Origin of the sequence: Pseudomonas sp. URMO17WK12:I6, from assembly GCF_003253625.1 — a bacterium.
Taxonomy (GTDB): domain Bacteria; phylum Pseudomonadota; class Gammaproteobacteria; order Pseudomonadales; family Pseudomonadaceae; genus Aquipseudomonas.
The window spans coordinates 160,367-175,089 of record NZ_QKYZ01000009.1 but is presented as its reverse complement, the minus strand read 5'-3'; the positions used below and the strand labels follow the sequence as shown (position 1 = coordinate 175,089).

The 14,723-nt window shown below is 59.3% G+C and carries 10 protein-coding genes; all 10 read left to right on the top strand.

The window, feature by feature from the left end; translation table 11 throughout:
- The first annotated feature begins 12 nt into the window (after positions 1 to 12).
- The 10 genes from F475_RS18105 (at position 13) to F475_RS18060 (ending at position 14,696) form a co-directional block, all read left to right on the top strand.
- The gene (locus F475_RS18105; RefSeq protein ID WP_018929951.1) at positions 13 to 1,581 is read left to right on the top strand and encodes a flagellar hook-associated protein 3; all 1,569 of its coding nucleotides are present in this window, start codon (positions 13 to 15) and stop codon (positions 1,579 to 1,581) included.
- Between the two features lie 125 nt (positions 1,582 to 1,706).
- Positions 1,707 to 5,279: a glycosyltransferase gene (locus F475_RS18100; RefSeq protein WP_111454408.1), complete on the top strand. Its 3,573-nt coding sequence runs from the start codon at positions 1,707 to 1,709 to the stop codon at positions 5,277 to 5,279.
- A 272-nt stretch (positions 5,280 to 5,551) separates the two neighbouring features.
- A complete protein-coding gene (gene rfbF, locus F475_RS18095) occupies positions 5,552 to 6,325 on the top strand; it encodes a glucose-1-phosphate cytidylyltransferase (RefSeq protein WP_018925018.1) in 774 nt (257 codons plus the stop codon).
- A complete protein-coding gene (gene rfbG / locus F475_RS18090; RefSeq protein ID WP_026286325.1) occupies positions 6,307 to 7,389 on the top strand; it encodes a CDP-glucose 4,6-dehydratase in 1,083 nt (360 codons plus the stop codon). Before rfbF ends, rfbG begins: the two co-directional genes overlap by 19 nt.
- Positions 7,386 to 7,946, top strand: coding sequence for a dTDP-4-dehydrorhamnose 3,5-epimerase family protein (locus F475_RS18085; protein WP_111454407.1), 561 nt, complete (start codon positions 7,386 to 7,388; stop codon positions 7,944 to 7,946). Before rfbG ends, F475_RS18085 begins: the two co-directional genes overlap by 4 nt.
- The gene (locus F475_RS18080; RefSeq protein WP_111454406.1) at positions 7,943 to 9,169 is read left to right on the top strand and encodes a class I SAM-dependent methyltransferase; all 1,227 of its coding nucleotides are present in this window, start codon (positions 7,943 to 7,945) and stop codon (positions 9,167 to 9,169) included. Before F475_RS18085 ends, F475_RS18080 begins: the two co-directional genes overlap by 4 nt.
- Positions 9,166 to 10,287 carry a DegT/DnrJ/EryC1/StrS aminotransferase family protein gene (locus tag F475_RS18075; protein WP_111454405.1) on the top strand — a complete coding sequence of 374 codons (1,122 nt, stop codon included), beginning with the start codon at positions 9,166 to 9,168 and terminating at the stop codon, positions 10,285 to 10,287. The genes F475_RS18080 and F475_RS18075 overlap by 4 nt, the downstream gene beginning before the upstream one ends.
- Positions 10,284 to 10,949: an acetyltransferase gene (locus F475_RS18070; protein WP_018925023.1), complete on the top strand. Its 666-nt coding sequence runs from the start codon at positions 10,284 to 10,286 to the stop codon at positions 10,947 to 10,949. The genes F475_RS18075 and F475_RS18070 overlap by 4 nt, the downstream gene beginning before the upstream one ends.
- A 30-nt stretch (positions 10,950 to 10,979) precedes the next feature.
- Positions 10,980 to 11,708 carry a cephalosporin hydroxylase family protein gene (locus F475_RS18065; RefSeq protein WP_018925024.1) on the top strand — a complete coding sequence of 243 codons (729 nt, stop codon included), beginning with the start codon at positions 10,980 to 10,982 and terminating at the stop codon, positions 11,706 to 11,708.
- 54 nt (positions 11,709 to 11,762) lie between these two features.
- Positions 11,763 to 14,696 carry a TIGR00180 family glycosyltransferase gene (locus F475_RS18060; protein ID WP_111454404.1) on the top strand — a complete coding sequence of 978 codons (2,934 nt, stop codon included), beginning with the start codon at positions 11,763 to 11,765 and terminating at the stop codon, positions 14,694 to 14,696.
- Positions 14,697 to 14,723: the final 27 nt, after the last annotated feature.

Genomic DNA, 14,723 nt, shown 5'->3' with positions numbered 1-14,723 from the left:
GAGTCGTAGCCCATGCGCATTTCTACCGCCCAGTTTTACGAGTCCTCTGCTGCCAACTATCAGAAGAACTTTTCCAACGTGGTCAAGAGCAGCGAAGAGGCCAGCAGCCTGGTTCGCGTGAATACCGCGGCGGATGATCCGGTCGGTGCTTCGCGTTTGCTGCAATTGGGTCAGCAGGCTTCGATGCTTGACCAGTACTCGGCCAACATGACCACCATCAAAGGCACCCTAGGCCAGACCGAGTCGGTGATGACCAGTATTGGCAACGTGCTGCAGCGCGCCAAAGAGCTGGCGCTCGGCGCAGGCAACGCTGGCTATACCGATGCCGACCGTCAGGCGAACGCTTCCGAACTGGGGCAGATTGAAGAGCAACTGCTCAGCCTGATGAACACCAAGGATGAAAACGGCAAGTACATCTTCTCCGGGTCCAAGGGCGATGTGGTGCCGTTCACCCGCAACACCGATGGCAGCTACGCCTACAACGGTGATCAGGTCACGCTGGATCTGCCGATTGGCGATACCCAGTCGATGGCCACCAACAGCACCGGTTGGGATGTGTTCCAGCAGGCGATCAACACCAGTCGTACTCAGACCACGCTCACCGCGCCTGCGGTCGATGACGGTCGTGTGGTGTTGTCCAACGGTCAGGTCGGCTCCGATGTCACCTACAACGCCAAGTTCCGCAGCGGTGAGCCTTACACCGTGGATTTCGTCAGCGGCACGCAGTTGAAAATTACCGATTCCCTAGGTAACGACGTCACCGCCGAGGCCAGTCAGAATGGTGTGTTCAGCTCCACCAACGGTGCGGCCACACAGACTGTCAATTTCCGTGGCGTTGATCTGAAGTTGAACATCAACCTGCAAGCGGGTGACGTCCCGGGTACAGTGATCACCGGGCACAGTTTCACCCTGGCGGCCAAGCCGGACAGCTTCACTACGTCTCGCAGCCCGGGGAATCCTTCGGCGGCACTGGTCACCGGTACCGCGGTCACCAACAGCGCCAACTACCACGCCAGTTTCCCGAACGGTAGTGCGATCCTCAAGTTCACCAGCGCCACGAACTACGATTTGTACGCCGCGCCACTGACCGCCAGCAGCAAACCGGTGTCCAGCGGCACCATGGCCGGTGCCACGGCAACCGCGTCCGGCGTTACCTTTACGTTGGCCGGTACACCGGCTGCGGGTGACCAGTTCTCCGTTGCAGTCAACACACACCAGACACAGAACGTTCTGGATACCGTCAGCCAACTGAAGACCGCACTGGCGACACCGACCAACAACAACCCGATCGCCATCCAGCAATTAAACGCGGCGATCGGTTCAGGCATTGGCAATCTGTCCAGTGGCATCGACCAGTTGGCGGCCGGCATCAGTTCCGTGGGGGGGCGCGGTTCGTCATTGACCACTCAGACTGAGATCAACCAGAGTCTGGCGCTGGCCAATACCCAGACCCAGTCGTCGATTCGCGATTCCGATCCGGCCGAAGTGATGACCCGCCTGACCCTGCAGCAAACCATGTTGCAGGCCTCGCAATTGGCGTTCAGCAAGATCGCTCAGTTGGGGCTGTTCAACAAAGTCTGAATCCAGGCCTTCGCGATTTATCGCGAGGGTTGCAGATTGCCGAGTGCAAACCGTCTTTTTTCAGCGGTTCCGGGAGGCTCCACTCTTTTTAGAGTGAGCTTCCGCCGCTCGAGAGTTCCCCTGCCGTGAAACCAGTCCCTCTTGTCAGCATCGCCATCCCCGCCTTCAATCCGCAGTTCTTTCAGGCGGCGTTGCAAAGCGCGCTGAATCAAACCTACAGCAACTTCGAAGTGATTGTCTGCGACGACAGTGTCGGCGACGAAATCCGCCGGATCGTCGAGGATTGTGAGGTGCCGCAGTCGATCCGGTTACGTTATGTACGCAATGATCGACGCTTGGGATTTCAGGGTAACCTCATGGCTTGCGCACAAGAGGCCAGCGGCGATTATCTGAAGCTGCTGTGCGACGACGATCAACTGTTGCCTGAGTGCATCAAGCAGCAGATCGAAGGTTTTATCGATCGTGATGACGTGAATCTGGTCATCGCCCAGCGACAGTTTTGCGACGGCGATTACATCCTGTTGTCCGAGCGGCTGGAAAACTGCTGTTTTTCTACTGGCATCACGCTGTTCAAGGGTGAGGATCTGTTGGGGATTCTGGAAAGCACCCTGGTCAACTTCCTCAGCGGTTTGAGCGGGGCGCTGCTGCGTACCCGTCATGCGCTGGAGTATTTGCCGGCGTTGACCCAGGTCGGTGAAGGTTTCGTGGCTCGCCTGGACTTCGCCTTGTTTGCCTGTTTGTTGCGTCGCGGCAATCTGGTTGTCGTCAGTCAGGTTCTGAGTCTCGAGCGCCTGCACCCGGCGCGATTGAGTAATCAGCCACACGTCAGGAATGCGCTGGCGACAGAGCTCGACTGGCTCAAACAGATGCTTGCATTGCGCAGTGGCGAGCCGGCACCTGCACCAGGCTGGGTGCGCTATATGACTCTGGCCGATGCAGTCGATGGTCAGCCCTATGCCTGGGAAGAGTCGGGGTTGGGCCGATCCCTGAGTTTCATACACACCCTGGTGCTTTCCCGGGTGGGTGACGACTGCGACAGTTTTGTCGACCTGTATCGTGAATGGTTGTCTTGCCGCACATTGAACCCCGCTCAACAGCGTCTTTTGCCTGCCCGCCTGCAGGGGTGGGCCTGGCGTCCGCGGATTGTGCCGATCGTCATTGATAGCGAAGGTAATAGCGTAGCGCTGGAAGATACGCTCAAGAGTATTCGTCAGCAGGTTTATGCCGCCGAGCAGGTGGTGGTGATTTCCCGTTCGGAGCATGCGCCCTGCGAAGGTGTGCGTCATGTACGTTTGCATGAAGAGCCGGTCGCTCAGTTCAATCGACTGCTGAGGCAACTGGATGAGGCAGACTGGATCTATCTGGTCCGGGCGGGCGATCGTTTGAACGAGCTGGCCTTGTTGCTGCTGGCCGAGCGCATGGTCGAAATGCCGGACGTGCGCTGTCTCTATAGCGATGAGGGAGGGCTGCGCGATGAGGTGTCGATCGAGCCCGTGTTCAAGCCGGACTTCAATCTTGACTTGATGCGTAGTTACCCTTACATCGGCCGGGTCCTCGCTTTACAGCGTCAGCGGGTTCTCGAGCTTGGCGGCATTGTTGCGGGCTACGATGAGCTCGGTGTTCACGATCTGGTCTGGCGTCTGGTGGAGAGCAATGGCCCGCACGCCATCGGCCATGTGAGCGAAGTGCTCGTGGAGTCTGCCTTGCGCCTGTCTCAGTGGCTCTCGCAACCCCAGGTCATCGAGCAGAATCCTCGGGTACTTGCCGCGCATCTACAGCGTATTGAGGCGCCACACCGCGTCCGTAGCGGCAGTCTGGCGCTGATCAATCGTGTTGACTACCTCCATGACCAGCAGCCTCTTGTATCGATCATCATCTCCACCAGGGACCAGATCGGTTCTTTGCAGCGCTGTGTTGAAAGTCTGTTGGAAAAAACGGCCTATTCGCGTTACGAGATTTTGATTGCCGATAACGCCAGCATTGCCGCAGATGCCTGTAGCTGGCTGGCGGCCATGGAGCAAATGGGCAGCGACAAACTGCGAGTGCTGCGCTGTGACTATGGCGACAACCAGGCAGCGGTGCATAACTTCGCCGCGGCCCAGGCGCGGGGCGACTATCTGCTGTTGCTCAGCCCCCATAACATCATCGTCAATGCCGATTGGCTGGACGAGTTGCTGAATCACGGCCTGCGCCCTGAGGTCGGTGTAGTTGGCGGGCGGATGCTGAGTCCGCAGGGCCGGATCGAGGGTTCGGCACTGGTTCTGGGGTTGCGGGGGGCCATTGGTGTCCCCAATCGCGGAGAGTTGCTCAACGCCCCTGGCTACATGCAGCGTCAGCAAACTGTACAGAACTTCAGTGCGGTCGGCGTCGATTGTCTCCTGGTACGCAAGCAGGTTTTCGACGAGTTGCAGGGGTTGGACGAACAACATTTGGCCCAGGCGCTTAATGGTCCTGATTTTTGTCTGCGTGTGCGGCAGGCCGGCTACCTGGTGGTATGGACGCCATACGCGGAGCTGGTGCAGGCGATCCCGGCTTCCACTGTCGGGCCTGCACCTAAAGTGCTGCAAGCTGAGCAGAAACACTTCTACCGGAACTGGTTGCCTGTGGTTGCCAGGGATCCGGCGTATAACCGGAACCTGAGTCTGGGCACCAGCAATTTCAGTCTGGAGCCGGGGTTCAAGGACGGGTGGGATCCCTTCACCCGTCAGCCCCTGCCCAAGATCCTGGCGATTCCGATCAACGCCACGGCGGTGGGGCATTATCGGGTCAGCCAGCCGTTCCTCGAGCTGGAGGCGGCGGGGCGAGTGGTAGGGCATATGACCTACCATACGCCGACGGACATTGAACTTGAGCGGTGCTCGCCCGACGTGATCATCCTGCAGGGGCGCTACAGCCAAGGGGCTGTCGATGAGGTCGAGCGAATCAAAAACTGTTCGCAAGCCTTCCGGATTTTTGAGCTCGACGATTACGTGATCGATGTGCCGAAAAAGAATGCGCACATCCGCAAGGCCGAAGTGGGTGTCGACAAACTGGTGCGGCGTGGTGTCGGATTGTGTGATCGGGTCGTGGTATCGACTCAGCCGCTGGCGGATGCATTGCGTGACATGCATCACGATATTCGGGTGGTGCCGAACATGCTTGCACCACATCTGTGGACGGGCCTCACCAGTCATCGACGTACCTCGCGCAAACCCCGCGTAGGCTGGGGCGGCGGCACCAGTCATGACGGTGACCTGGCAATTATTGCCGACGTGGTGCGTCTGCTTGCCAATGAAGTCGAATGGGTGTTTTTCGGAATGTGCCCCGAGGCGCTACGACCATTTGTGCATGAGTTTCACACGGGCGTCGGTCTTGAGGCTTACCCCGCCAAACTGGCCAGCCTGAACCTCGACCTGGCACTGGCTCCTCTGGAGTTCCACATCTTCAACGACTGTAAGAGCAACTTGCGTCTGCTGGAGTACGGCGCCTGCGGTTACCCGGTGATTTGCACCGACACAGAAGCCTATCGCGGCTATCTGCCCTGCACCAAGGTCGTGAGCAACAGCACCGAGGAATGGCTTGAGGCAATCCGCATGCACCTGTCCGACCCTGATGCGAGCTATCGCATGGGCGATGCGCTGCGTGAGGAAGTGCTGCGCGATTACATGCTCAAGGGCAACAACCTCAACTACTGGGCCGAGGGTTGGTTACCGAACTGATTGAACCTGGATGTACACCCGCAAGCGGCCTTGGGCTCGCTTTTATGCTTGGGGACGAACCCGGTCTGCATGATCCGGATTCGTCCCTTTTTTGTGCCTGCCATTTGGATTCATGAGCTGGCGCGTTTCCTGCAAGTCCCCCTGATATCGCCATAAAACGAGCGCTTGCGGCCGGTACGCCAGCGTCTGACATGGCAGAACGTTTTAGCCAGACAGCCCGCAAAAGCTTGAAACAGCTTGGCCGAGCTCTGTGAAGAACAAGAGGGGAGACGATGAAGGCAGTAATTCTGGCGGGTGGCCTGGGCACGCGCATCAGCGAAGAATCGCACCTGAAGCCCAAGCCGATGATCGAGATCGGTGGCAAGCCAATTCTTTGGCACATCATGAAACAGTACTCCGCCCACGGGATTCATGACTTCGTGATCTGCCTTGGCTACAAGGGCTATGCGATCAAGGACTTCTTCGCCAACTACTTCCTGCACACCTCCGACGTCACCTTCGACATGTGCAACAACCGTATGGACGTTCACCAGAATTACAGTGAGCCGTGGCGCGTCACGCTGATCGACACCGGTGAGGAAACCATGACTGGTGGTCGTTTGCGACGGGCCGGCCGCTATCTGGAAAACGAAGAAGCGTTCTGCTTTACCTACGGCGACGGCGTGTCTGACTTGAACATCAGCGCCCTGGTGGATTTTCACCTTTCCCACGGCAAGCTTGCCACGGTCACGGCGGTCCAGCCGCCCGGTCGTTATGGCGCCCTGGAGCGCGAAGGTTATCTGGTTCGCGGTTTCACTGAAAAACCTCGTGGGGACGGTGGCTGGATCAATGGTGGTTTCTTTGTGCTGTCGCCTAAGGTGCTGCCGCTGATTACCGCGGATGAGACGGTTTGGGAGTCCGAACCTTTGACCGGCCTGGCCAGCGATGGCCAGCTTGCTGCTTTCCAGCACGACGGCTTTTGGCATCCGATGGATACCCTGCGCGACAAGAACCACCTCGAAGCGCTGTGGCAGAGCGGGGAGGCCCCATGGAAGCAATGGGCCTGAGTCCGGAGTTCTGGCGTGGCAAACGGGTGCTGCTGACCGGCCACACCGGTTTCAAGGGCAGTTGGTTAACGTTGTGGCTGCAAAGCCTCGGGGCCGAGGTCAGCGGGTTTTCGCTCGATCCGTCCACCGAGCCGAGCCTGTTCGAACTGGCGCGGGTACATGAGGGCATCAACGATCAGCGTGGTGATCTGCGTGATCTGGGCGCCTTGCTGGAACTGATCGTCGAAACCCAGCCGCAAATCGTCCTGCACCTGGCGGCCCAACCGCTGGTGCGCGAAGGCTATCGCGATCCGCTTGGCACCTATTCCAGCAACGTCATGGGCACCCTCAACCTGCTTGAAGCGATCCGCCAGGTCGGCGGCGTGCGTGCCTGTGTGCTGGTAACCACCGACAAGGTCTATGCCAACAAGGAATGGCTGTGGCCGTACCGCGAAGACGAAGCCCTGGGCGGTCACGATCCTTACAGCAGCAGCAAGGCTTGCTGCGAATTGTTGGCGCAGTCTTACGCTGCCTCGTTTTTCCCGGCTGACAAGTACGCCGAGCATGGCTTGGCGTTGGCCACCGCGCGGGCCGGCAACGTGTTGGGCGGTGGCGACTTCGCGCCGGAACGCCTGATTCCCGATGTGCTCAAGGCCTGGTCGGCCGACCAGCCGGTGACCCTGCGCTACCCGCAGGCCGTGCGCCCCTGGCAGCACGCTCTTGAGCCTTTGGCAGGTTACCTGCAATTGGCTGCCGGTCTCTACGAACAAGGCCCACAGTTTGCCGGCGCGTGGAACTTCGGTCCGAGCGAAGCGGACATGTGCAGCGTCGGCGAAGTGGTCGAGTTGCTTGCCAGCCGCTGGCCGCAAGCACGCGGATTGCGCATCGAACCGAGTGATTTGCATGAGGCCGGTCTGCTGCGCCTGGACAGCAGTCGCGCCCGTCAACGGTTGGCCTGGCAACCGCGCTGGTCGTTGCAGCAGTGCCTGACCCAAACCCTCGATTGGCACCTGGCGTGGCAGAACGGTGATGACATGCGTGAAGTCACCCTGAACCAGTTGAACCTGTACCGAGGCGCGTTGTGAGCGAGTTCTTGTTGAAAGCCTTACCGCTGGCCGGTCTGTTCAGCGTGCAGCACAAACGCTTCGAAGATGATCGCGGGCACTTCGCCCGGCTGTTTTGTGAAGGCAGCCTGAGCGCTTTCGGCCAGCCGTTTCATATCCGCCAGATCAACCACTCCTGCACCCGTGAGCGGGGCAGTGTGCGCGGTCTGCATTTTCAAAATTCCAATGCGCCGGAAGCCAAGTTGATTACCTGCCTGCGCGGCGAAGTCTGGGATGTGGCGGTGGACTTGCGCCCCGATTCCGAAACCTTTCTGCACTGGCACGCCGAGCACCTGAAGGCCGGTGATGGTCGCAGCTTGCTGATCCCGGCCGGGTTCGCCCATGGCTTCCAGACGCTGACCGATGACGCCGAATTGCTCTACCTGCACAGCGCTGATTACACGCCTGCGCACGAGGGCGGGTTGTCGGTGAACGATCCACGGCTGGCGATTGCCTGGCCGTTGCCTGTCAATAATCTGTCGGCCAGGGATTCCAGCCATCCCTTGATCGATGAACACTTCGCTGGAGTGCGTCTATGAACTGCCGTGGTTGCGGTACTCCTCTGGCCTTGCCGCTGATCGATCTCGGCACCTCGCCGCCATCCAACGCCTATGTGCACGCCGATCGCCTGGAACAAGCCGAGCAATGGGTACCATTGAAGGTCGCGGTGTGTCAGCAGTGCTGGTTGGTGCAAACCGAGGATTACACCAGCGCCGACAGCCTGTTCGATGCCGAGTATGCGTATTTCAGTTCGTTCTCCAGTACCTGGCTGGCCCATGCCGAGCGCTATGTCGCCGAGATGGTCGAACGCTTCGGCCTGACTGCCGACAGTCGCGTGGTGGAAATCGCCGCCAACGACGGTTACCTGTTGCAGTACGTTGCCGGGCGCGGCATCCCCTGCCTGGGCGTTGAGCCAACCCGCAGCACCGCGCAAGCGGCGCGGGAAAAAGGCCTGGAGATTCGCGAACTGTTCTTCGGTCGCGACACCGCCGCGCAGCTGAAAAGCGAAGGCTGGGCCGCCGACCTGATGGCCGCCAACAACGTGTTGGCGCATGTGCCGGACATTAATGATTTCCTCGGTGGTTTCTCCACCTTGCTCAAGCCGACCGGTGTGGCGACGTTCGAATTTCCGCAACTGTTGACGTTGATGGCCGGGCAGCAATTCGACACGCTGTATCACGAGCACTATTCCTACCTGTCCCTGACTGCCGTGCAGACCTTGTGCGAGCGCAATGGCCTGGAAGTGTTCGACGTCAGCCAGTTGTCGACCCATGGCGGTTCGTTGCGGGTGTTCGTCCAGCGGGCCGACGGTGTTCGCCGTGAGGTGCAGCCAGCCGTTCAACAGCAGTTGCAGGCTGAACTGGCAGCGGGAGTGAAAACCCCCGAGTACTACGCGACCCTGGCGCCAGCGGCCGAGGGCATCAAGCACCAATTGCTGCGTTTCCTGTTGCAGGCCAAGGCCGACGGCAAGCGCGTGGTCGGTTATGGTGCGGCAGCCAAGGGCAACACCTTGCTCAACTACGCCGGGGTCAAACCGGACCTGTTGGCCTGGGTGGCCGATGCCAACCCGCACAAGCAGGGCAAGTACTTGCCGGGCAGTCGAATCCCGGTGGTTTCGCCCGACCGCATCGATCTTGAAAAACCCGACTACATCCTGGTTTTGCCCTGGAACCTGTTGACTGAAATCACCCAACAATTCGCCTCGGTCAAAGTGTGGGGCGCGCGGTTTGTTGTCGCCGTTCCGGAGTTGAGCATTCAATGAGCAGAATTCATTACACCAAGCCGAGCGTGGGCGAGTTGGAAGCCCGGTATGCCCTGGACGCCGTTCAGAACGGTTGGGGCGCACGTTGCTACGAATATCTGACGCGTTTCGAGCATGGTTTTGCCGAGCATCTTGGCGCCACCTACGCCATCGCGACCTCCAGCTGTACTGGCGCCTTGCACATGGGGATGGCGGCGTTGGACATTGGTGCTGGCGATGAGGTGATCCTGGGCAACACTAACTGGATCGCGTCGGCGGCGCCCATTACCTACCTGGGTGCCACGCCGGTATTCGTCGATGTTCTGGCGGATAGCTGGTGCCTGGACCCGGAGCAGGTCAGGCGTGCAATTACCCCGCGAACCAAAGCCATTCTCGCAGTGCACCTCTACGGTAACCTGTGTGATATGGACGCCTTGCTGGCGATCGGTCGGGAACACAATATTCCGGTGATCGAAGACGCCGCTGAGGCCATCGGCTCGCAATGGCGTGGTCGGGCGGCCGGTTCTCTAGGTGCATTCGGTGCGTTCTCGTTTCATGGCACCAAGACCATGACCACCGGCGAGGGCGGGATTTTCGTCACCTCGGACAAAGCCTTGTACGAGCGCGTCCTGACCTTATCCAACCATGGCCGGGTCGCTGGCAGCACCAAACAGTTCTGGCCGGAGTTCATCGGCTTCAAATACAAGATGAGCAACCTGCAGGCCGCCGTCGGTTGCGCTCAGGTCGAGCGTATCGATGAGCTGATCAGTCGCAAGCGTGAGATTTTCGCCAATTACGCCCGCGCCCTGACATTACTGCCGGGTGTTTCCCTGAACCCTGAGCCTGAGCACTCGCGTAACGGCTACTGGATGCCGACAGTGGTGTTCGATGCGGAGACCGGGATTTGCCGGGATGAGTTGATCGCCGCTTTCCAGGCTGCCGATATCGATGCCAGGGTGTTCTTCTGGCCGTTGTCGTCGTTGCCGATGTTCAGCGAACACTCTGTCGACACACCGGTGGCTTTCGCCTTGCCGGAGCGCGCATTCAACCTGCCGAGTTATCACGATATGACCGACGCCGATCAGCAACGAGTGGTGGATGTCGTGCGTGCCCTGCTCGCAAAAAGGCAGCTGTCGTGAAGATTTATTTGCTGGGCGCGGCCAACCCCGAAGCGGTGCGCATGCTTCACGCGGTGAAGCGCAGCACCCCCAATGTCGAATTCGCCTTTCTGGATAACGACCCGAGTAAGCAGGGCACGCTGTTTTATGGGGTACCGGTGATCGGCGGCTCGGATCGGGTGAGCGAACTCAAAGGGCCTCAGGCGCGCTTCGTGAACCTGATCACCGGCAGTACCCGGCTGCGCTACGAGACCACCCGCCAACTGGTCGAGGCCGGCGCCACCCTGGGCCAATTCGTTCACCCGGGTATCGACCTGACCATGATTCGCATGGGGCAGGGCAGTTATCTACAGGAAGGCGTGCTCATGCAGGCCGAAGTAACGCTGGGCGACAACACCAGTATCAGTGCCGGCAGCGTGGTGGGGCATGAAGGACGGATCGGCCACTCGGTTTTCATGGCACCTGGGGTGTGTATCGCCGGTTGCGTGGAAATCGGCGACGGGACATTTATCGGTACCAACGCCACCATCCTGCCGCGCCTGCGCATCGGTCGCTGGGTCACCATCGGCGCCGGCGCCGTTGTCACCAAAGATGTTCCGGATTATTCGGTCGTGGCGGGCAATCCCGCCAGGATCATCAAGACCAACGCGGTGCCTTACCCCGACGGTAAGGTATTCAAGTAAGCCGTTTCCCTTTTTTTTTGGAGAGTTGCGATGAATCCCCATGAGCAGTTTCGTGAAGAAGTAAAAGGCAACATCGAAGGTTTGAAGAAAGACAAAGCGCTGCAGGCCGAGTCCCTGGACTGGGTCGGCACCACGGCCAAACACAAGTACACCTACAACTTCAGCTGGATGGGCCGCCCGATCATTCAGTTCCCTCAGGACATGGTGGCCATGCAGGAAATCATCTGGAACTTGCGCCCGGATGTGATCGTGGAAACCGGGATTGCCCACGGCGGGTCGTTGGTGTTTTACGCCTCGATGCTGGAGCTGATCGGCCATGGTGAAGTACTGGGTGTCGACATCGATATTCGCCAGCACAACCGCGAAGCGATCGAAGCCCATCCGATGAGCAAACGAATCCAGATGATTCAGGGTTCGAGCATCGACACCGCGATCGTCGATCAGGTGCGCGAGCGCATTCAGGGCAAGAAAGTGCTGGTGGTGCTGGACTCCAATCACACCCATCAACACGTGCTGGAAGAGTTGCGCCTGTATGCACCGATGGTCTCGGTCGGCAGCTACTGCGTGGTCATGGACACGGTCGTCGAAGACATGCCGGAAGACGCCTTTCCGGACCGTCCATGGGGCAAGGGTGATAACCCTAAAACCGCCGTTTGGGCGTACCTGGAAGAAAACCGGGATTTCGAGATCGATCAGGCGATTCACAGCAAACTGCTGATCACCGTCGCGCCGGATGGCTACCTGCGCCGGGTGCGTTAAACGACAACTTCATTCAAGTGTTCATCAGGCAATAGGTCTGTGGCGGGGAAGGATATGCAAGGCATTTACGGTTCTGAAAACACGTTGCCCCTGAGTGAGCTGTTCACTCTGGTGCTGATTACGCACAATCGTCCGGCGTTTTTGCGCAGGGCGTTGCAGTTCTACAGCACGCTGCCTTGCAGGATTCTGGTCCTTGATTCGTCAGCCGTTGCTCTGGATGGCGCGGCGACGGTTGCAGACACCATCGACTATCGGCATTTGCCGCAGTTCGGCTATTGGGGCATCCAGGCCAAGCTGGTATACGGTGTCGAACAGGTCACCACGCCGTACATGGTGTTCGCCTCCGACGATGATTTCCTGTTGCACGGTGCTCTCACCGAATCGGTGAACTTCCTCGAAGCCAACCCCGACTACGGTTTGTGCCACGGCTATTGCCTGATGTACCTGACCCACGCCAATTATGTGCAGTACTACCGTCGCGACAAGAAGGTGCAGGAGGATTACAACGCCGAACAAGGCCAGGACCGTGTACTCGATTACATGGGGCAGTACATTCCGCCGTTCTATGCCGTGCATCGGACCTCGTTGTTGCGTGACTGGTACGAAGCGATGCCGGAAGGCACGATCTTCCAGTGGCAGGAAATCGGCCACGTGTACTACATGCTGGCACGGGCCAAGGCGCGAATTCTCCCGGCACCCTATGTGGTACGTGAAGTCAATTACGGGCGTTCGGATCACAACACCGAAATCATGACGACCTTGAGTTTCAAGGACGCCCGCTCTGTCGCCGAGCGCGAGCGCTTTGCCGGGTTCCTGTCATCGCTGCCGACGGGTATCACCGGTCTCGACCAACAGCAGACCGCCCAGTTGGCCCTGCAAAGCTTCGCCGCTTTGGCCGACAGCCTGACTGCCCGCAACGCGCTGACCATCGAACCGATATTCGAGTCTTACTGGACCGATCCGACGGTCGGCCCGAAGCGTGTCTTCGGCCCGGAGCAATACGTCGAGATGCCGTTCTACAACAGCGCCTTCTTCGAGCAACTGGCGGAGTGCGAGTTTCTGCTCCATGCAATGCCGGCCGGCCGTTTGCAACTTGAGGAAATGGAAGGGACATTGCTCAAGCAGCAGACACTGCAGCGTACTTACTCCAATGACAGTCCGGCGACGATCCAGACGCGCCTGCTTCAAGCCGTGGAACTCGGCGCCTTCAACCGTCGAGTCGTGCAAAAGCTCGCTCAGCAACTGGTGGACATGGGGGAAACGGCTGATGCCCAAGTGTTGGCCGATTGGGTGCAGCGCCTGGACAGTGTGCCGACCCACGATAGTCGTCAGTTGCTCGACACGATGCCGTCGGGACGTCTGCTCAACTGGTTGCAGGCACGGGAGCCAAATGAGACTGCGGTGAGGAAAATCAACCAGCATCTGGCAGCCAATGACGGTGGACCTCAGTTCGGCATTTTGTTGCTGGACCTGGACGCAGACATGGACAAGCTTCAGGCCAGCTTCGATAGTCTGATGGAGAGCGCGTTCCGGGCCTTCAAAGTGGTGGTCTTCACCACCGGCGATCTGCCGGCAGTCACCACCGAACAAAACACCCTGCATTTCGTCAAGGTCACCACCAGCAACTATGTCGATAAGCTGAACCAGATTGCTCGCCAGTCGACCTCGGACTGGTTGCTGCTGGCCGAGGCGGGCGACGAGTTCACCGCCGCGGGTCTGTTGCGTGCCAGCCTGGAGTTGCAGAACGCCGAGGGTTGCCGTGCGGTGGCGGTGGACGAGATTCATCGTCAGGCCAATGGCACGCTGGTCGATGTCTTCCGTCCCGCCTTCAACCTCGATTTGTTGCAGAGCCTGCCGGCGCTGACTGCGCGGCATTGGCTGATCCGGCGTGAGGTGTTGGTGGAGGTCGGCGGTTTTGCTCGTGAGTTCACTTCGGCGCTCGAGTTCGACCTGTTGCTGCGCCTGATCGAAGCCGGCGGCCTGGCCGGGCTCGCGCATCTGGCAGAGCCTTTGCTGATCACCCAGGCACCGCTGCCGGGGCCTATTGAACACGAACGCCAGACTCTGGTTCGTCATCTGGCGACCCGCGGATATCAGGCCCAGGTCAGTGCCGAAGCGTCGGGAGGCTACCGTATCGACTACCGTCACGCCGATCGTCCGAAGGTTTCGATCATCGTTCACAGCCAGGACAACCTGGAGTGTTTGCAGCGCTGCCTGGTCAGCGTGTTGCAACGCACGCGCTATCAGAACAATGAGATCGTGATCGTCGACAATCACAGCCAGTCCGCCGAACTGCTCGCCTGGCTGGAAAGCCTGGAGCAGAACGGTCGTGGCCGGGTTCGTCTGGTCAGGGCAGAGCAGCGTCTGAGCACTTCGGCACTACTTAACCTGGCTGTAGAACAGGCTCAGGGCGAATACCTGGTGCTGCTGGCGGCGGACGCCGAGGTCGTTAACGCCAACTGGATCGAGGCACTGCTTAACCAGGCGCAGCGTCCTGAGGTAGGAGTGGTCGGGGCCAAACTGGTGGATGCCAATGGCAATGTGACGGGGGCCGGTTTGATTCTGGGCCTCAATGGCGGGGTCGCTTCACCTTTCGCAGGCGAGAAAAAAGATGCCCAGGGCTACATGCGTCGCTTGGTCGTCGAACAGAACTATCAGGCTGTCTCTGGTGCTTGTCTGATGATTCGCAAGCAAGTGTTTGATGACGTCGGTGGATTGGACCAAGAGCATTTCGACGAGGCTTACGCCGATGTCGATCTGTGCCTGAAAGTTGCCGACGCAGGTTTGCTGACGGTCTGGACACCACAAGTGCAGATTACGCACCCCGGGACTTTGCCGGACAATCCGCAGGCGGCAGCTGCCCTGCGTGACAAGTGGCCCGCCCGTTTCGAGCAGGACTCAGCCTACAACCAGAACCTGGCCTTGACTGGCAAGGGCTTTACCCTCGGCGAACCGACCAGCATTGACTGGGCGCAGTTGCTCGCATAAGCCTGGCTGACAGGTAAAAGGACTCAA